Origin of the sequence: Alcanivorax sp., from assembly GCF_002726155.1 — a bacterium.
GTDB lineage: Bacteria > Pseudomonadota > Gammaproteobacteria > Pseudomonadales > Alcanivoracaceae > Alcanivorax.
Window position 1 is genome coordinate 74,084 of the sequence record NZ_PBSH01000030.1, and the last position, 17,983, is coordinate 92,066.

Annotated in this window: 18 protein-coding genes and 1 other RNA gene; 11 read left to right on the forward strand and 8 right to left on the reverse strand. The window is 58.7% G+C overall.

Going from position 1 to position 17,983, the window contains the following annotated elements:
* Positions 1-24: 24 nt before the first annotated feature.
* From CL546_RS08840 to CL546_RS08860, 5 genes are all read right to left on the reverse strand, one after another.
* Entirely contained in the window at positions 25-555 is a 531-nt protein-coding gene (locus CL546_RS08840) for a DUF4282 domain-containing protein (protein WP_290494192.1), read from the reverse strand.
* On the reverse strand, positions 549-1,586 hold the full coding sequence (locus CL546_RS08845) for a DUF2804 domain-containing protein (protein WP_290494194.1): 1,038 nt from the start codon (positions 1,584-1,586) through the stop codon (positions 549-551). Before CL546_RS08845 ends, CL546_RS08840 begins: the two co-directional genes overlap by 7 nt.
* On the reverse strand, positions 1,583-2,395 hold the full coding sequence (locus CL546_RS08850) for a DUF1853 family protein (protein WP_290494196.1): 813 nt from the start codon (positions 2,393-2,395) through the stop codon (positions 1,583-1,585). The genes CL546_RS08845 and CL546_RS08850 overlap by 4 nt, the downstream gene beginning before the upstream one ends.
* Entirely contained in the window at positions 2,395-2,955 is a 561-nt protein-coding gene (locus tag CL546_RS08855) for a PadR family transcriptional regulator (RefSeq protein ID WP_007149877.1), read from the reverse strand. Before CL546_RS08855 ends, CL546_RS08850 begins: the two co-directional genes overlap by 1 nt.
* 231 nt (positions 2,956-3,186) lie before the next feature.
* Positions 3,187-3,876 carry a hypothetical protein gene (locus CL546_RS08860; RefSeq protein WP_290494198.1) on the reverse strand — a complete coding sequence of 230 codons (690 nt, stop codon included), beginning with the start codon at positions 3,874-3,876 and terminating at the stop codon, positions 3,187-3,189.
* A 171-nt stretch (positions 3,877-4,047) separates the two neighbouring features.
* On the opposite strand from CL546_RS08860, the gene CL546_RS08865 reads away from it, so the two are divergent.
* The 5 genes from CL546_RS08865 to CL546_RS08885 all read left to right on the forward strand — a co-directional run bounded on the left by CL546_RS08865 (position 4,048) and on the right by CL546_RS08885 (position 8,652).
* Complete coding sequence (locus CL546_RS08865) at positions 4,048-4,515, forward strand: YbjN domain-containing protein (protein WP_039926142.1); 468 nt, start codon at positions 4,048-4,050, stop codon at positions 4,513-4,515.
* A 19-nt stretch (positions 4,516-4,534) separates the two neighbouring features.
* Positions 4,535-5,200: a 2OG-Fe(II) oxygenase gene (locus tag CL546_RS08870; protein ID WP_290494200.1), complete on the forward strand. Its 666-nt coding sequence runs from the start codon at positions 4,535-4,537 to the stop codon at positions 5,198-5,200.
* Entirely contained in the window at positions 5,149-7,233 is a 2,085-nt protein-coding gene (locus tag CL546_RS08875; RefSeq protein WP_290494201.1) for a hypothetical protein, read from the forward strand. Before CL546_RS08870 ends, CL546_RS08875 begins: the two co-directional genes overlap by 52 nt.
* A gap of 169 nt (positions 7,234-7,402) precedes the next feature.
* A complete protein-coding gene (locus CL546_RS08880; protein ID WP_290494202.1) occupies positions 7,403-7,852 on the forward strand; it encodes an Hsp20 family protein in 450 nt (149 codons plus the stop codon).
* Between the two features lie 281 nt (positions 7,853-8,133).
* Entirely contained in the window at positions 8,134-8,652 is a 519-nt protein-coding gene (locus CL546_RS08885) for a hypothetical protein (protein WP_290494203.1), read from the forward strand.
* 146 nt (positions 8,653-8,798) lie between these two features.
* On the opposite strand, the gene gap is transcribed toward CL546_RS08885, so the two are convergent.
* Entirely contained in the window at positions 8,799-9,830 is a 1,032-nt protein-coding gene (gene gap / locus CL546_RS08890; protein WP_290494204.1) for a type I glyceraldehyde-3-phosphate dehydrogenase, read from the reverse strand.
* A 226-nt stretch (positions 9,831-10,056) separates the two neighbouring features.
* Between gap and ffs the strand changes: the two genes are divergently transcribed.
* From ffs to CL546_RS08915, 5 genes are all read left to right on the forward strand, one after another.
* Positions 10,057-10,153, forward strand: an RNA gene (ffs, locus tag CL546_RS08895) — signal recognition particle sRNA small type.
* Between the two features lie 144 nt (positions 10,154-10,297).
* A complete protein-coding gene (gene dnaX, locus CL546_RS08900; protein WP_290494206.1) occupies positions 10,298-12,220 on the forward strand; it encodes a DNA polymerase III subunit gamma/tau in 1,923 nt (640 codons plus the stop codon).
* 106 nt (positions 12,221-12,326) lie between these two features.
* Positions 12,327-12,644 (forward strand): YbaB/EbfC family nucleoid-associated protein, encoded by a 318-nt coding sequence (locus tag CL546_RS08905; RefSeq protein ID WP_007149395.1) that lies wholly within the window; start codon positions 12,327-12,329, stop codon positions 12,642-12,644.
* Between the two features lie 23 nt (positions 12,645-12,667).
* Positions 12,668-13,267 carry a recombination mediator RecR gene (gene recR, locus CL546_RS08910; RefSeq protein WP_290494209.1) on the forward strand — a complete coding sequence of 200 codons (600 nt, stop codon included), beginning with the start codon at positions 12,668-12,670 and terminating at the stop codon, positions 13,265-13,267.
* A gap of 255 nt (positions 13,268-13,522) precedes the next feature.
* The gene (locus tag CL546_RS08915) at positions 13,523-14,665 is read left to right on the forward strand and encodes an acyl-CoA dehydrogenase family protein (protein WP_290494211.1); all 1,143 of its coding nucleotides are present in this window, start codon (positions 13,523-13,525) and stop codon (positions 14,663-14,665) included.
* Positions 14,666-14,813: 148 nt separating this feature from the next.
* Here CL546_RS08915 and CL546_RS08920 read toward each other — a convergent pair whose 3' ends face one another.
* Together CL546_RS08920 and CL546_RS08925 are read right to left on the reverse strand one after the other, a co-directional pair.
* Positions 14,814-15,806 carry a putative solute-binding protein gene (locus CL546_RS08920; protein WP_290494213.1) on the reverse strand — a complete coding sequence of 331 codons (993 nt, stop codon included), beginning with the start codon at positions 15,804-15,806 and terminating at the stop codon, positions 14,814-14,816.
* Between the two features lie 118 nt (positions 15,807-15,924).
* On the reverse strand, positions 15,925-17,010 hold the full coding sequence (locus tag CL546_RS08925; protein ID WP_290494215.1) for a helix-turn-helix domain-containing protein: 1,086 nt from the start codon (positions 17,008-17,010) through the stop codon (positions 15,925-15,927).
* A 204-nt stretch (positions 17,011-17,214) separates the two neighbouring features.
* On the opposite strand from CL546_RS08925, the gene CL546_RS08930 reads away from it, so the two are divergent.
* Entirely contained in the window at positions 17,215-17,982 is a 768-nt protein-coding gene (locus CL546_RS08930) for a hypothetical protein (protein WP_290494217.1), read from the forward strand.
* The last annotated feature ends 1 nt before the right edge of the window (position 17,983 follow it).

A 17,983-nucleotide genomic window follows, 5' to 3' on the forward strand; every position in this document is an offset into this window, starting at 1 on the left:
TGCCGCCCCGCCGTTGCAAGGGCGTTATTTCTTTTCGTCTTTATGGCTGGCCGCAGGCGCTTTTTTCTCTGGGCGCGGGCGGCTTCCGGAGAGAGCGCGCCAGAAAGGAATGCGGCGTGTGACGGCAACCATTTCATCGACACTGTCGCTGATGCCGGACAGGCGATCCACCGTGTCACGCAAGCCCACCAGCTCGTCCACATGCTCGGAAATCTTGAACACCACCATGTAGAATTCCAGTAGTGCCCGCAACACCGATGCCGCCACCAGAAACGTGAGCGGCGCGGCAAAGAAAAAGTAAAAAATGCCGCGCCAGGTGGATGCCATAAAGGCTTCTACGCAAAGGTACAGCAGGCCCATGGCGATGGCGGTCAGGGCAATGCCGTAGACCCCCGGCATGACCTGAATAATCATGTATTTGTCGAACTTGAAGTTGAACAGTTCGCGCCAGTATTGAACCACCCAGAAGTAACCTCGGCGGATTTTTTCGTTGAATTTTTCCGGTGCGGGCGGCTGGAGAGTCTCCTCGCTGGCATCGCGTTGTTGATCTACCATTTTGCGTACTGCTCCTCGACAAAACCGTAGTGGCGTTCGATTGGCAGGCGGCGCCCGTTATCCAGGCGAAGCTCGCCATCGAAGTGACCAAACAGCTGGTTGAAATTGCTGGCAAACAGGCCCAGGTTGAGGCGCTCTTTGTGGTTTCCATTGGGGGTGAACTGAAGGTGTACCCGGCCGCACAGGCTGCGGATTGTCCAGGGTTGCATCAGCTCGTCACGGTTGTAATCAAATATCACTCCGCCGGTGGGGACCATGGCATCATCGATCCACAGGCAGTTCTCTGAAAAGGTTGTCTCATTGACACCACAGGACAGGTTGAGCCCGACCCGAGTATCACCAACCCGGGTAGACAGGCAGGCCCAGTTCCAGAATGTTTCACGGCGCATATAACCGGCGGAAAAATCATGGTGGCCGTTGGCGTCGATGGCGCTCAGGTCCGTGTGTTTGCCCTGACGTTGTAATGAGCCGGTGACGGCTTTACCCGCGACCTTGTTGGCATAGACCCAGCCGTTAATGCCGGTACGGGTGCACAGGGACATGGGCTGGTATGTGGGGCCCTCGTCCATATGGGCTTCCAGTGCCAGGTCATCCAGCTTGATTGACAGGCTTTTACTCAATGCTCCTTGGGCGTCTTGCTGGTAGCCCAGTCGGATATCCACGTTTTTTTGCCGGAATACGCTTTCGCCCTGTTGCGGTGATGAGGACATGCGCAGGTCCCTGCCCAGGGGGGACCGCCAGGTGTATTCGTGCAGGGCGCCAGTTTGCGGTTCAAACAGGTAGAAAAAAGCCATGCCCAGGTAGCCGGTATGGGCAAAGGCGCAGCCGGCCAGCAGCTCAGCACTGATGATGCCGAAATACTGGAACTGCTTGTAATGAAAATGCCGGGCAAAGGAAGAGGCTGGTTTGCCCATCGGGGTGCGGTAATCCGCCGCACGGCCGTTAATGCTTGCCACGGTTTTCGGGAATACACCGAAAGCAACTCGACCCTGGTTGTCCACCAGTGCCGGCGGTTGTTGTTGAAATGTCATGGGGTTGGCCAACTGACAGGAACAATGAAGCCCGGTTGGTCATGGTGAGGGCCCGTGACCATGAGCGCGCGTGAATGGCTTTCAACATAGTCAATCACGGTGGCGCGATCAACGAAATTGGTACCTTTGTCTGACATAAATGGCGTGGGCCAGAGCGGTCGCTCAATGATTGACCAGGGGCCGTCTTCCAGCTCGTCGGTGGTGCGCCACCAGCCTCGTTCGTGGCCGGGGCTTGGTTTCACATCGCCGGGTGGAATAGCGCGATGATAGAAGAGCCTGCCGCGGGTCAGCAGAGCCTGGCCGTGCACCTCCCAGCCTTGTTCGGCCAGCTGGCTGCGGGCAATGCCGGATTGCGAGCGAGGCAGTTGTTGTTGGTAGAGGTAATGGGCCTTGCGGGACAGGGTGTCGTGGCGATTGGGGCCATACCATTGCTCGGCGGTGGCCAGGTAGAACTTGAGCGCCAGCTCCCAGTGCCACAGTTCGCCGCTGAGCCGGTCGCGGACTAGCATGTCCAGCTCGCCCAGGGTGCGTCCTTGCTCGCGAATGGGCAGGTTGCTGGCAATGCGCTCCAGTCCCGGGCTGGCATCCACCAGTGCCGCGACCCACTGCTCGAAGATCAGACCCAGGCGCCGTGGGGCGGAACGAGACTGTAATTGAGCTGTGGCACGATGAAGTAATGCCGGATCTGCTTGCAGCTCTCGCTGCAGCAGGTGTCCGGCATCCTGGAAGGGGGCGCAGGGCAACAGGGCGGGAGCCTGAACCAGCCAGCCGAGCTGGCGGAGCAGGGTGTCTGTTGCGTTGAGGGTCATTACACCGATGTAGGCACCGATACGGGGCGTTCTTCACGTTTTTTCAGGGCACTGCGAACCTCGTCGGCCCAGTGCAGCCAGGCCTGCTGATCAAGAATGCCCCGGCGCAGGGTTAGGTAGGTAAACAGGTCACGGTCGCGGCTGGTGTCATCCAGTTTGCTGGCCAGTGACTCGAAGGTGTTCAGCCGTTCACGGCGCAGGTCGGCCTGGTCGTCCAGTTCCCGCAGTATGGACGCGCTGTCGGACAGATCGCCGCCGGCAATCTTGACCATGAACGCATCGCGGATGCGCGGTGGTGCGGCTGGCTTGCGAAGCCAGCGAATTAACTCGTCGCGTCCTTCATCCGTGATCCGGTACAGTTTCTTGTCCGGTTTGCCGTCCTGGGGGATATGGCGATATTTCACCATGCTCTGGTCGTTCAGCTTCCCCAGCTCCAGATAAATCTGTTGGTGGGTGGCGTTCCATACCAGCCCAATACTGTTGGCAAATTCGCGAGCGAGGTCGTAACCGCTGGCTTCCTGGTCTTGTAGCAGGACAAGTATGGCATGGCGCAAAGACACGGCTCACTCCTCGTTTTTTTGTGATGTAATACCAATTTGATAGTAGAGAGCTGTGTAGTTGCTGCGCAATCCGTTGAATAAGTAGTTTTGTAAAAACTTGGTGAAGTTAGCCTACAAGACCCGGTAAGTGTAAGTATTTGTTATCAAAAGAGATGCACTGTGTAGGCCGTGTAGCGGATAAAAGAAAACGACGTTGCACTTCCATGTCAGTGCAACGTCAGCGGGGTTGTCTTAGCGGGTGCGAGGGGGAAAGGAGAGCAGCATGCTTTCCTGATACTGCGCCGAAGCGAGCAGCTGCTCCGGCCCCAGCTTGGGGATCAGGTTGCTGATCAGACTCCGGCTGGCCTTGCGGGTGGTTTCCACGCCCACGTTGGCGACTTTGCGTAGCACCGGGCCGAAGCCAAGCAGGGCCATGGGGCGCTGGAAGTACCAGTCGATCGCTTCATCGGTGAGCGTGAGCAGGTAGGCCGCCAGTTCGCGGCGGGCCTTGTCTTCTTCTCCCTGCTGGCACAAGCGGATGACCTCCCTGCACTGGGCGCAGTGCGCCTCGCTAACGGGGAAGGCCACATACCAGTGGTCGCCATCGGTGGCAGGGTGACGCACCTGATCCATATAGTCTGCGGCGGCCTGGTTCTGCGCCAGGTCCATTTTTTTTGCACTGCGGCCGATCACCAGGTGAGTGGTTTTGCTGATGGTACTACAGGTCATGTTGACCACTTTGAACATGCCGGGGCTCAGATCCGCAGCCTGTGCCGCGCGGGTGATGAAGGCGGCCAGGGCTTCCTCGATAAACTGGGCCATGATGGCCTCAATTTCCTTGGGTTCCGGGCGTTTGGCGCCACTGTTCATGCGCTGGATAAAGGCGTCGGTACGCTGATGAAGGCTGTCACTGGAGCGGAAGGCCACATGGGGAGTTGTCATTCTTTTATTCCTTTCAGGCAATCAGGCTCAAAGGTGCCATCTTACCCAGCGGGTATTCAGGGATGAATGACCCAAAGTGGTGGCCGGGTGGCTATTTCTTTTTCCCGGCGAATGGCAGATGATTCGCGACCGGCAAGAAACCCGCTTGATGGCGGGCCTTAGGAGAATGTCATGTTAGGCGTCGTGAACGCGGATGCGGACCAGGTAAAACGCTGGTTGCAGCAGGCCAATATCCAGCACTATATCTGTGAGCACTGCCATGCGCTGCACCTGTCTGAGTTGCAGGGCCGTGAAGGGGTGGTGGATGCGCGGCTATTCGTGGAAGACGATGGTATCTTGCTGACAAGTGAACTGGAGGTGCGCCCGGCCGCTTTGTTTGCAGTACAGGCGGAATTGAGCCGGCTGAACATGGCGTATCCGTCGGTGAAGCTGTTTCTGGACGTGAACGATGATTCCCTGCCTCGTCTGGTAGTGTGCGATCTGCTACTGGGGCGTAACGGGGTGACCTTCGAGCAGTTCATCTATTTTGTGCAGGCGACGGTGGATGCCACCTCGCAACTGCTGGATGAATGCCAGGAGGAAGGCTGGCTGCTATGGCCAGACGACTTTGATCCTGACGCCGGTGGAGCGTTGCACTAACAACGAGAGGGCGCAGCCTGTGCATGATAATGCGGATCTGTTGGGCGGGGTGGGCGGCAGCCCACTCGGTGGCCTGATTGATGGGCTGGCCCGGCAGGGTTTCGCCGTGGCGCCCGGCTATTTCCCGGCGGCGCTGGTGCGGGCCTTGCGCGAGGAGGCGTGTTACAAGGACCAGCACGGTGAATTTCGCCTTGCCGGCATTGGCCGTCGCCAGGAACACCAGAAGGATACCCGCGTTCGCAGTGACCGCACCTGCTGGCTCAAAGGCGACTCGCTGGCCCAGTGCCAGTTGTTTGAAGGGCTGGAAAGCCTTCGGCTGGCGGTCAATCGCGAGCTGTTCATGGGCCTGTTCGAGCTGGAGTCCCACTTTGCCATTTACGGGCCGGGGGATTTCTACCAGCGCCACGTGGATGCCTTTAACGGCAATAATGGCCGTTTGCTCTCTGTGGTGCTCTATCTCAACGATAACTGGCAAAGCGAATGGGGTGGGCGCCTTCGTATCTGGCCGGAGGCGGATGCGACCTGTGTGGCCACGGAGGTAGAGCCCCGTGCAGGGACGCTGGTGGCGTTCCTCAGCGAGAAAATTCCCCACGAAGTCTTGGCAGCTACCCGGGAACGCTACAGTATTGCCGGATGGTTCCGTTGCAACAACACTACCGCCGACTGGCTCGATCCGCCGCGCTGATACTGGGCTGCCTGCTACTGCCGCATCCGGCAGTGGCGGCGTTGTGCGCCGAACCGGGTCGTGACGGTGCCATGTTGTCTGGCAGCACCCTCAATGGTTATTTTTCCGGCCCGGACAACCTGGCGTTGCCCCCGGGCACCCGTACTCTGACGTTGTCCCATTCCCGTGGCCGGACTGTTCTGCAGCCCGGCGATCTTGCCCTGTTAATGCAGGTTCAGGGCGCCCCCATCAACACATCAAACTCCCCGGTCTACGGTCAGGTGCGTAGTGATACGCCTGCAGTCTGGGCGCAGGAGTGGGTGCGCATTGAGCGGGTGGATGCCGATCAGGTGCGCATTCTGGGTGCGGGTCCGGGGGCTGGGCTGCTCCATCATTATGAAAATGCCCCAGCTAACGAGGAACAGGGCCGTCGGCGCTGGCAGCTGGTGCGGGTGCCACAATTCGACAGCCTGAGCCTGGAGCAGGATGTGGCGGCGTTGCCCTGGAATGGCACCACCGGCGGGGTGCTGGCGATGGATGTGCGCCGCCAACTGGACCTTAACGGCCACACCCTGTCGGTGCGCGGAGCGGGTTTCCGCGGTGCGCCGGCAGTGTCCTTGCAGGGGGCGCTGGGGCGGCCGGATGACTGGCGCTACAGCACGCCCAGCGTGGACGATCAGGCGGTGGGCTATGGCCACCATGGCAGCAAGGGGGAGGGCCTGGCAGGTACCCCTTTACTGCTATTGCCCGCTGCGACAATGGGCTACCCCCAGGGTGATATGGCCAGGGGCGCGCCCGCCAATGCCGGTGGCGGGGGCAATGGACTGGACCTGGCGCACCGGCAATTGGGTAATGGCGGTGGTGGCGGTAATGGTGGCGCCGGTGAACAGGGTGCGCCGGAGCCGGGTGGCGGAGAGGGCGGCCACAGGGTGGCGGCAGGCTGGATACTGGGCGGCGGCGGTGGGGCGGCCGCCCGGCGCAGCGGCGAGGGAGGAAACGGGGGAGCGGGTGGCGGCCTGCTGGTGATTCGGACGGCGCGGCTGGTGGGCGATGGCCTGCTGGATCTGCGTGGTTTGCCGGGGCGCACGATCACAGGCACAGGCCGGGAGGAGGCCATTGGCGGCGGTGGTGGTGCTGGCGGGACCCTCTGGCTGGATACGCCTGCTGCAACGACGGTATCGGCAAGCATTGAACAAACCGGTGGCGCGGGTGGTGGTGCCGGTGGCGCTGGCGGGTCAGGTCAGCCGCTGGCCGCCCGGGATGGCATCATGTCGGCTCTGCACCCGTTACCGGTTTCGGGAGTAGCGGCGGGCTATCGCTGTCGACCGGCGGGCCACTGGATTACCGGGCAGTTGTTTGAGGACAACGGCGCCGGCGAGCCGGCCCTGGCGTTTAACGGCCAGCCGGATCCGGGGGAGCGCCGTTTGACGGGGTGGGCTGTGAGCCTGGTCGGTGCGGGCAACGACCCCGACAGGATCAGCACAGTGGAAGGTGGGCATTTCCAGTTCCGGCTTTCTGAAGCTCGCAGCCAGGGGCAACCACTGGTCCTGACCCTGGCTCTGCCTGAACATTGGCATGCCCCGCAATTGCCGCGCCTCAACGATCAGGCGGGCGAGCATGTCGGCGGGGCGCTGCGTTGGGGGTTGCGTGCGTTGCCGGATCAACATTCCGGGCCGTTGTCATTGGGGCTGGTGTCCGAGCCACTTTGGCGGGGGCCTGACAATCAGCATCTGGAATCGGGCAGCACTGCGGTGCTGCGGTTTGAATACCGTGCCAGCCTCAGTGGGCAGGTGCAGTTCGCCAGCGCCCATCCGGCGGTGCGCAGTTTGCTGATGGACCGCCACTGTTCTGGCAACAGCGAACAATGGCAGAGCGGCAAAAGCCCTGCCTGGCCGGTTACGGCGGGTGAGCGGGTCTGTGTGCGCGTACCGATTCTGTTTCAGGGAGAAGGCACGGCCATTTCCGTGACCGCAACCACTGTCGCTGCCGGTGCTCCTGACGGATTCTCGCTGCCTCCCCAGGCCGTCACGGTAAAAATCCTTCCTGCCCCTTGAAAGTGATTTGCAGGCCCCCATTTTCTTATCCAGTGACAACTGGCCGGTTGGAGCAATGCAGACAGTCTTGATGACTGCCGGCGGCTCCGTGTCACATCAACCATTTTTAAACCGTTTTCCAGCGGACGCCTGCGGGGTCTGCTGGTGAGATTGGAATGAGGATAGTGTGATGAATACCGGATTTTCCCTTGCCCCGTTGTTTCGCCATTCTGTGGGCTTCGACCGTTTCGATGAGCTGCTGGACGCGGCGCTGCGTGCTGACCAGTCCAATGGCTACCCCCCTTACGACATCATCCGCGAAAGTGATGGCCGCTATCGTATCGTCATGGCCATGGCCGGCTTTGCGCGCAGCGACCTGGATATCACTGTGCAGGAAAATGAACTGCGCATTCGCGGTAACCTGAAAACGGAACAGGACAGTGAGCGAACCTGGTTGCACCGCGGCATTGCCCGCCGTGCCTTTGAGCGCACGTTCAAGCTGGCCGACCACGTGGAAGTGGAAGCGGCCGGGCTGGAGGATGGGCTGCTTACCGTGACCTTGACCCGCGTGGTGCCGGAAGAGAAAAAGCCCCGTGTGATCCCGGTTGACGGCGCTTCGGCACCTACAAAAAGTAATTAATCGCTCACAGTTTGTGACGCGGTTTTTGTGACACAGTAAAGGGGCCGTTATGGCCCCTTTTTGTTAGTTTCGGGAGTAGATAAAGGCAAAGGCTGCGCCAATAACCGGATGGAACAACCGGTTGGTGTGGTTATCGCAAAAGGATCTGATCACGACAGTGAGCAGCATTCGGAAACACTGTCGGTCAGGAAGACTGGCGCACAATTCAGATTGCGTATTTCACACGACGCGCACAAAGCGGTGGATTGTTCGCCATTTGTTTGCCACAGGGAGAGGCAGCAATGAAACGACTCTACTATTTCACGAAATCCCTCGCGTCCGTTCAGGGCATTACCGGTGAACTGCGTCAGGCAGGGATCGGTGAAAATCGTCTCCATGTCATGGGCACCGACACCATGGCTATCGCCCAGGCTCATGTGCACGGCACGACCACCTGGGAAGAAACCGACATCATGCATTCCGGCTTTCTCGGTGCCATTATCGGGATGGCTGCGGGCTTGTTTGGCGGTTTCTTGCTGGCAGGCGCGGACCCCTGGGGAACCAATCTGGACAGCGGCGCCATCATTGGCATGACCTTGTTTGGCACCTGTTTTGGCGCCTGGCTGGGCGGCTTGCGAGGCGTGTCTTCAACCAATCATCACTTGTCGCCGTATCTGGACCGTGTGGAGCAGGGCGATTACCTGATGATGGTAGATGCGGATGATGACCTGCAGGCGACCAAAGTGGAAAAAGTCATGAATGGCCACCGCCACGAAGCCGAAGAAGCGGGCCGGGAAGAGCATTTCAGTCCGTTTGATTGAGTGAACGCCGGAGGCCAGATGCAGGACGCCGGGCAAAGAAATCACCGCCAGGACGCTTGACGCGACAAGTGGTCCTTACACTGATTGGCGTCAGGCGTCAGGCGTCAGGCGTCAGGCGTCAGGCGTCAGGCGTCAGGCGTCAGGCGTCAGGCGTCAGGCGTCAACGTTTCCATCCAATACGCCGCCACATCCAGCATGCGGTGACTGAACCCCCATTCGTTGTCGTACCAGGCCAGCAGTTTCAGCTGTGGGCCCAGTACCCGTGTGTGATTGGTGTCCACCACGCACGAATACGGCAGGTGATTGAAGTCGCTGGAAACCAGGGCCAGATGGTTCATCGCCAATACGCCCTGTAAATCCCCATGGGCGGCATTGCTCAGGTTCTCATGGACACCTTCCACCGTGACGGGCTGTTCCAGCAGTAGCGTCATGTCCACCAGCGACACGTTCAGCGTGGGCACGCGCACCGCCATGCCGTCCAGTCTACCGGCCAGATGCGGGAGTACTTTGCCCACCGCCCTGGCGGCGCCGGTACCGGTGGGAATCATGTTGACTGCCGCTGCACGCGCGCGCAGCAAATCGCCGTGGGCCTTGTCCACCAGGTTCTGGTCGTTGGTGTAGCTGTGGATCGTGGTCATCAATCCCTGTTTTACCGTGAAAGCCCGGTCGAGCACATCAACCAGTGGCGCCAGGCAGTTGGTGGTGCAGGAGGCGTTGGAAACGATCTGCTGGCTATCATCAAGCATGCCGTGGTTAACGCCGTACACCACCATGGCATCGGCATCGTCCACCGGGTAGCTCACCAGCACGCGGCGGGCGCCAGCGTTCAGATGACCCTGAAGTTGTGCGTGCTGCTTGTAGCGACCACTGCACTCCAGCACCAGATCCACAGCGTGTTCGCCCCAGGGCAGTTGATCCAGGTCGGTGGTGGCGTAGCAGGGGACCCGGCAGCCATCAATCTCCATGGCGTCGCCGTCGTAATGGACGGAATAGGGCCAGCGGCCGTGGGTGGTATCAAAGGCCAGAAGGTGAGCAAGCACATTGAAATCGGCCAGGTCATTGATGGCGACCAGTTCAAAACGCTCCCGTGCCGGGTGTTCACTGAGAGCCCGAACCAGGCAGCGACCGATGCGGCCGAAACCATTGATGGCAATGCGAATGGTGGGATGGTTGTCCATGGTGCCTCCCTGTCCGCGGATAGGCCGGGCAGGGCGCTTGCGCCTTGTCTGCGGCCCTGCTCTTGTTACTTCGAGTGTAGTCCTGCGGCTCGAGTGGAGCCAGCCTGTTCAAGGTTTAGCCAGCTGATTGCCGATGCCCTGCTGTTCTCTTGCAATAGCCGTGGGCATTCGCCACAATGCGCGCTCGTTTCGCGGCTGCCATGCCCGAAACGCGTTATGGTCGACCCGTCGGTCCCCCCGCAACGATAAGCTGCGAACCCCGCCAGGCCCGGAAGGGAGCAACGGTAGCAGTGGACTTGTGTGCCGGGGTGCGGCTGGCGGGAAGACCGCTCTAATCTCTCCGCTACACGCCGTTCGCTTTCACGTAACACGCTTCTCCCACTGTCCTCCCCCCGGGAACTTCGATAGCATAAGCGCTCTGATTCCAATCCCTTTGTATTGGTGGCCATGATTGCCGCTGGAGTGCTATGAGTTATCAGGTCCTTGCCCGTAAATACCGCCCCCGTACCTTCGATGAACTGGTGGGGCAGGAGCACGTTTCACGGGCCCTGATGCACGCCCTGGATCAGGATCGCTTGCACCATGCCTACCTGTTCACGGGGACGCGCGGGGTGGGGAAAACCACCATTGCCCGTATTCTCTCTCGTTGTCTGAACTGCGAACAGGGTGTCAGCGCTCGTCCTTGCGGCGTATGCCCCACCTGTCAGGAAATTACTGACGGGCGCTTCGTGGACCTGATCGAAGTGGATGCGGCCAGCCGAACCAAGGTGGAAGACACCCGCGAGCTGCTCGATAACGTGCAGTACGCACCGACCCGGGGCCGCTACAAGGTGTACCTGATCGATGAGGTGCACATGCTCTCGGCGCATTCGTTCAATGCGTTGCTGAAAACCCTGGAAGAACCGCCTCCCCATGTGAAATTCCTGCTGGCCACCACCGATCCGCAGAAACTGCCGGTGACCGTGCTGTCCCGCTGTTTGCAGTTCAGTCTCAAGGCGTTGCCGGCCGAGCAGATTGCCGGGCACCTGAAAGCCTTGCTCGACAAGGAAATGATTCGCTACGAAGAGCCGGCACTGCTGTCGTTGGGTAAAGCGGCTCAGGGTTCCATGCGCGATGCGTTGAGCCTGACGGATCAGGCGATTGCCTTCGGCAGTGAGCAACTCAGCAGTGAGGCGGTGAACGCCATGCTGGGCACGGTGGACCGCAATCACGTACTGACGCTGCTGGTGGCGCTGGCGGAGCAGGAGCCCGGTGGTGTGTTGCAGGCGCTGGCGACGGTCAGCGAGCATTGTCCAGGCGAGCTGGCCTTGCTGGATGAACTGATCAGCCAGCTTCACCAGCTGGCGGTGTGCCAGGCGGTGCCGGGCAGCTACGACGAGACCCAGCAACAGCTGGCGGCCGCACTGACCGCAGAACAGATTCAACTGTATTACGATGTGGCCTTGCGTGGTCGCCGAGACCTGCAGGATGCACCGGATAGCCGTGCAGCACTGGAAATGCTGCTGTTGCGCATGGTGCTATTTACGCCTAAAGGCGTGCTGGTGCAGGGGGACAGCCCCGCCGCAAAAAAGCCTGAAGCGGCAGCGCCGTCGGCAGAGCCCGGCGGTAAGCCGGATTTGCGTGCCTTGCTGAACAGCCCGCCTGCCACTGCGACGTCGTCTGCGCCTGTTGCTACCCCGGCGGCCTCGGAGCCAGCTCCGTCCGTTGCCGTGTCTGCCCCGCAAGCCGCTCCCGTTGAGGCGGTTGCAGCCCCTGCATCTGCAGAGGATGCCCCGCCCTGGGATGAGAGCCCGGTTCCGTCTTCTCCGTCGTCAACTCAGTCATCCCGTTCGGCCTCTGCGGCTTTGGCCGAGGTGGAAGCGCGGCAAGCGGAGCCTGCTGCCGAGAGCCCGCCAGTGGCTGCTGTGCTGCCACAGAGTGAGCCTGAGCCTGCTCCGGAACCGGAACCGGAACCGGAAGAAAGTCTGGCGCCACTGGCAGAGCCGACCACGGAAGCGGAAGTTGCCACTTGGTGGGCGGCCTTGCTGTTGCGTCTGGATGTGGATGGCACGGTGCGTAATATCGCCCGCAATGCGGTGCTTATCAGCCGAGAGGAAAGTGTCTGGACGCTGCGGATCAGCCCTGGGCATCAGGTGCTGGTTAACCGGGAGCGGCTGGAGGAACTGAGCGGTGCGCTGGGTAATTACTTCCAGCGTCGTATTCAGGTTCAAGTGGAATTTGAACAGCAGCCGGGGGCGACCCCGGAACTAATGGCCGAAGCACGCCGGAAGGAATTGCTGGCCCAGGCCAAGGCTACCCTGCACGCCGACCCGGTGGTGCAGCAGTTGGTTACAACCTTTGCGGGGCGATTGGACGAAGAAAGCGTCACTCCGAAAGAGACAGTGGAATGAGAAACGCTGCACGCGATGTGCAACACGCAACACGGTAAAACCGCTTTTGTTTTTTGGCCGTGTTGCGTGAAGCGTGCAGCCTGATGCGTTATTAGTGGAGTAAACCATGGATTTCGATATTAACAATCTCATGCAGCAGGCCCAGGCCATGCAGGAGAAAATGAAGAAAATGCAGGACGAGGCCGCCAACAGTGAAGTGGTGGGCGAGTCCGGTGCGGGCCTGGTGAAGGTCACCATGAACGGTCGGCACGATGTGAAAGGCGTGGATATTGATGCCAGCCTGATGAGTGAAGACAAGGAATTGCTGGAAGACCTGCTCGCCGCTGCCGTGAATGATGCGGTGCGCCGGGTGGAAAAACAGCAGCAGGACAACATGCAGAACATGGCAGGGGGCTTTCCCTTCCCGCCAGGTTTCAAGCCCTAAGCCATCGACGGGACGCCGAGACTGTGAAACACGCGCCGCTGGTGGACCAGCTGATCAATGCCTTTACTTGCCTGCCCGGAGTCGGCCCCCGTTCTGCCCAGCGCATGGCCTATGCACTGTTGGACCGCGGCCGTGAATCCGGGCGGCGGTTGGGGGATGCCCTGCATGCCGCCATGGACGGTGTGCAGCATTGTCAACGATGCCGCAATTATGCAGAAGCGGAACTCTGCCCGGTATGCGATGACCCCCGCCGGGATGCGTCGCTGGTGTGCATCGTTGCGACCCCTGGGGACGTGCTGGCGTTTGAGCAATCCGGCGAATACCGGGGGCAATATTTTGTGCTGATGGGAGAGTTATCGCCCCTGGATGGTGTGGGCCCCCGTGAGTTGGGACTGGATGTGCTTGAACAACGTCTCAATGAAGGACAGATCAGCGAGTTGATTCTGGCGACCGGCACCACCGTGGAAGGCGAAGCGACCGCGCACTATGTGCTGGACCTGGCCCAGGACGCGGGGGTGGGTGTCAGTCGTATTGCTCAGGGCGTCCCCATGGGGGGGGAGCTGGAATTCGTGGATGGTGCCACCCTGGCGCAGGCGCTGAAGGGGCGTCGGCCGTTTGAATAAGTACAGCAAAGCTGTAGCGCCGCACGACACAACAACCCACTAACGACGCCGTTTCTTCAGCAGAACCCCACCCGATTCTCCGGCCAGCCCCCTGTCTTCCGGCCAGGCAGGCTGTTCCAGCTTTCTGTTGTGACGAGCCATCTTCCCGTATTTTTCGTTTTGTGCGCGGAGCGTGAAGCCTGTTGCGAATTCATGCTATGTTAGCAACCAAGCAAGCGCTAGGTTGTGCGCAATGGATGAACGAAAGGAGGCCCTGTGAGCGCCCTGAACTATTTCAATGAAACCCACCAGATGGTGCGCGATACCGTCCGCAAATTCGTCGAACGGGAAATTCTCCCGGACGTGGATGACTGGGAAGAAGCCGGGGAGTTTCCCCGTGAGTTGTACAAGACGGCGGCGGACGCAGGCATTCTCGGCATTAATGCCCCGGAGGAATTTGGCGGTACAGGCGAAGACGTCTTCATGAAGATCGCTGCCTGTGAAGAGCTGGTGCGCTGTTCTTCGGGTGGGCTGTGCGCAAGCCTTGGCTCCCTGGATATCGGTCTGCCGCCGGTTTGGAAGTGGGGTAGTGAAGCCATGAAGCAGCGGGTTATTCCTGAGGTGATCAGTGGTGACAAAATCTCTGCTCTGGCCATCACGGAACCCAATGGGGGCTCTGACGTGGCGAACCTGCAAACCCGTGCCGTGCGTGATGGCGACCACTATGTGGTGAACGGCGCCAAGACCTTTATCACCAGTGGTGTGCGAGCAGATTATTACACCGTGGCGGTTCGTACCGGCGACAAGGGATACGGCGGCATCAGCCTGCTGTTGATCGAGAAAGGGACGCCGGGCTTTACGGTGGGTCGCAGGCTGAAAAAAATGGGCTGGTGGGCCTCTGACACGGCCGAATTGTTTTTCGAGGATTGCCGGGTGCCGGCGGAAAACCTGATCGGCCCGGAAAATGGTGGCTTCTATTGCATCATGAGCAATTTCCAGATGGAGCGTTTGATTCTGGCGGTGACGGCAAACAGCACCGCCCAATTGGCGCTGGATGAAGCCATGAAGTATGTGAAAGAGCGGGAAGCCTTTGGTCGTCCTCTTGCCGGCTTCCAGGTGACTCGCCACAAGCTGGCGGAAATGGCGACGGATGTGAAAGCCAGCACCGAGTTTACCTATCGTGTGGCCGCAAAGATTGCAGCCGGTGAAAACTGTGTGCTGGATGTGTCCATGGCGAAGAATGTGGCAACCCGCTGCGCGGATCGGGTGACTTATGACGCGGTGCAGTTATTTGGTGGCAGCGGTTACATGCGCGGCACGGTGGTAGAACGTTTGTTCCGCGACAACCGCATTCTGTCCATCGGCGGTGGCACCCATGAAATCATGAACGAAGTGATTGCCAAACAAATGGGGCTTTAAGAGACGCGACACGCTTCATGCTGCACGCAACAGCGCGGGCCGAGAGTGTCGCAATCTGAAACGAAAGAGGCCGCGTCCATGAGTTTGGGCGCGGCCTCTTTGTTGTAAGCGAGCCTTGCGTGCAGCATGCAGCGTGTCGCGTCTCCCTTTAAGTACACTCCGCCCGTGCCGGCGCCATTTTGCAGCGCACCTTGCGCAACAGAGTCAGCATAGCCGGGTCGTAGTAACCTTCGTCACGAAGCTGGTTGCGGGCTTCCTGCATCATCACTTCGTACTCGGCCTTGTCGGCATCGGGGATTTCTACCCACCAACGCTTGTCCACGTGCTGAGCTTCTTTGTCCAGCTGATCGGTGATGCGGTGCAGGTTGTTGTAGAAATACTCACGGGATTTTTGCGCCATGTCTGCCGGGAACTTGTCTTTCTTGGCGATCAGCTGAATGGTCAACTGGGCCAGCGGATAATTGATGATGCCACCGTCCGGGCTCAGGCCCTTGTAGAGTTCCAGCGCGTTGTAGGCAACCAGTGGCGCAGCGATCACGTCTACCACCCCATTGTTGAACTTGGTGGAGAAATTGGTGATGTCCGAGGCAACCGGAGTAGCGCCGACCTGGGAAACCAGCTTGGCCTGGGTTTCATCATATTCCAGCACGGCGACTTTCTTGCCGGCCGCTTTGGCCAGGGAATTCACCTGGCGATCGTTAACGAATACATACGCAGCACCGGCAGGCGCAATCCCCATGATCTGGTAGGAGCCCTGTGACAGTTTGTCTGCGCTCTGTGGGTGAGAGAGCACCTGAAGGACCACTTTCATGTGATCCATGGAGGGGATGGCGCCAATGGAATCCACCGTGCCGGCGTATTTGTTGAACGCCCGGCCGCGGATACCGGTAATCAAGGAGGCATCACACACACCGGCTTTCAGGTCCTCAGCAGCAATAGCTTCGTTGGTGTAGGGCACCAGCTCGGTTTCCAGGCCCCAGTCCAGTGCGGCGGCTTTCCAGTCTTTCATGGCGCCCATGACCGGGCCCACATTGCCGACAATATCGAATACACAGATTTTGCGTTTAATCGTCTCTGCCTGCACGGAGAGGGAGGCAGTGAGCGCACAGGCCGTGACAACGGCGGTGAACAGCTTCTTCATCAGTCTCTTCCTGATTGTTATTGCTAGTATGTTGGCTGACGCCGGGAGCGTTTCCCGATACTAGTGCCAGGATCGGGGAACGCAAAAACACCAAGCGTCAGGAATGCGGGATATTAAGTCAATGGCCCGGCTGAGAGGGGGGGCCGCCGTCGGGTACATTTGGTTCTTCTGCGCTGTCCCAGTAAGGAGGCGGTGCTTTGGCGTTGCGGCGGATTTCTCCGGGGGTGTGTCCTGTCCAGCCCCGGTAGGCCTTGCTGAAACTGGCCTGATCGCTGTAGCCCAGATACTCAGCAATTTTTTCCAGTGCCATATCGGTGTCCACCAGGTAGCGGGAGGCAAACATTTCACGAATTTCATTGCGAAGGCCGCTGAAGGCAAATCCGGACAGGCTTAAATGGCGGCGCACAGAGCGAGGGCTCATGCCCAGCTTGGCGGCTACCCGTTCCAGGGTGCTGTCTCGGCCGGGAGCGTTGCGGATTTCATGGCGTACCTGAATGACTACCTTGAGACTTTCATCGCCCCGGGCCTGCTCCTGAGACTGGGCCGTAGCCAGATAGTTGGCCACCGTGGCGTCATCATCACGAGCCTGACGACCCGATAGGGGAAGCAGTACGCGGTTGTGCTCACAGTTGAATTTCATTTCGATGCCATCGCCCAGATGCTGGAAACTGGAGGCTTTGGCTGGGCACGGAAAATCATATTCAAACGTGAAATGGCGACAGACAAGCGATGCCAGTGCATGAATGCTGCCCATGTAGATGTTGGTAACGAAGGGTCTTAGCTCACCCAAGTCCCAGTTGTCATGCAGGCGAATGGAGATGTCTTCGCCCGTGCAGTGAATCTCCATATCCATGATAGGTAATGAAACGCGAAGATATTGCACCACCATATTAACCAGCTTGCGGTAATCCTGTTGGCGAAGCAGGGCAAAACCCAGCAGGCCATGGCCCTGTAAATCCAGTTCCTGGCCAAAGCGAAATGAGGCGGTGTCGTCTTTGAGAAGAGTGTCGGCATGGCGGAGCATGGTGAGTAGCTGCCTCATGGTCACAAAGGCATCAGGGTTATTCAATACAGCGGGATCAATGTTGGCTTCTTTGAGTACGATAGTTCCACTTATTCCCTGTTTTTGTGTGAACCGTAAAAAACGGCGGGCATAGCGAATAGAAATTAGCGGAACGTCCAGTGCCATTCCATTGTTTTTCATTTTTTTTGCCTCGGCCATGTGGCCTGACATTGTTGTTATTTTACTTGTGATACGCGTCTCATCGGACGCGTTATTGTTACTGGTTTAAACCAGTGTTGCCATTTTTAACAAAAAAATGGCCGCTTTGACTATTAAGTAATTCACGGCCCGTGTAGATCATGAGCACCGCTTTTTAAGGCATAAAAATAATCATGGAGCGGGAAAATGCAACGGGAAAATGCATCTAACCTGAAAGCCAGATATCTGCCTCTGTCCAAGGTATCGGTACCCATAATGCGAAGAATGTATGAGATTTACTCCGGGTACTACGAAAATATAAGTCTGGATCTTTTTTGTCAGGATATGGTGGAAAAGAGCGGCGTATTTTTAGTGGAAGAGAAAGCAACCAAGCGAGTGGTTGGTTTCTCTACCTTGAAGATTCTCGACATGAACGTAGAGGGTCGCAGGGTAAAAGGCGTGTTTAGTGGCGACACCATCATTGAAGAAAAATACTGGGGAAGCAAAGCACTTCAGGTAAAGTTTTTCTTCCGTATGATCCGCGAAAAAATACGCCACCCTTTCCGCCCCATGTTCTGGTTGCTCATTTCCAAGGGATATAAAACCTATTTGCTACTGGCGAATAATTTCCATAATTATTATCCCAACCCTGAGGGAAAGGATCAGCGTTTAGCGCCGCTGGTCGATGCGTACTGCCAATCTCTCTTTTCTGATTATTACTGCAATCAGCGTCGTCTTCTAGATTTTGGCGAAGGCTATACGCACCTGAAATCCGATGTGGCCGGTATTTCCGATGAAATGCGGCTGGGTAATGAAAAAATCCAGTTCTTTGAAAAACAGAACCCCTCCTGGCAGCGCGGTACGGAATTGCCCTGTATCGGGCAGGTGAACCTGAAACTTCTGGTTAGCTATCCGTTCCAGCTATGGCAAAAAAAACGCCGTAAATCCAAGCCCGCAGTGGCATCTGCGGCCTGAG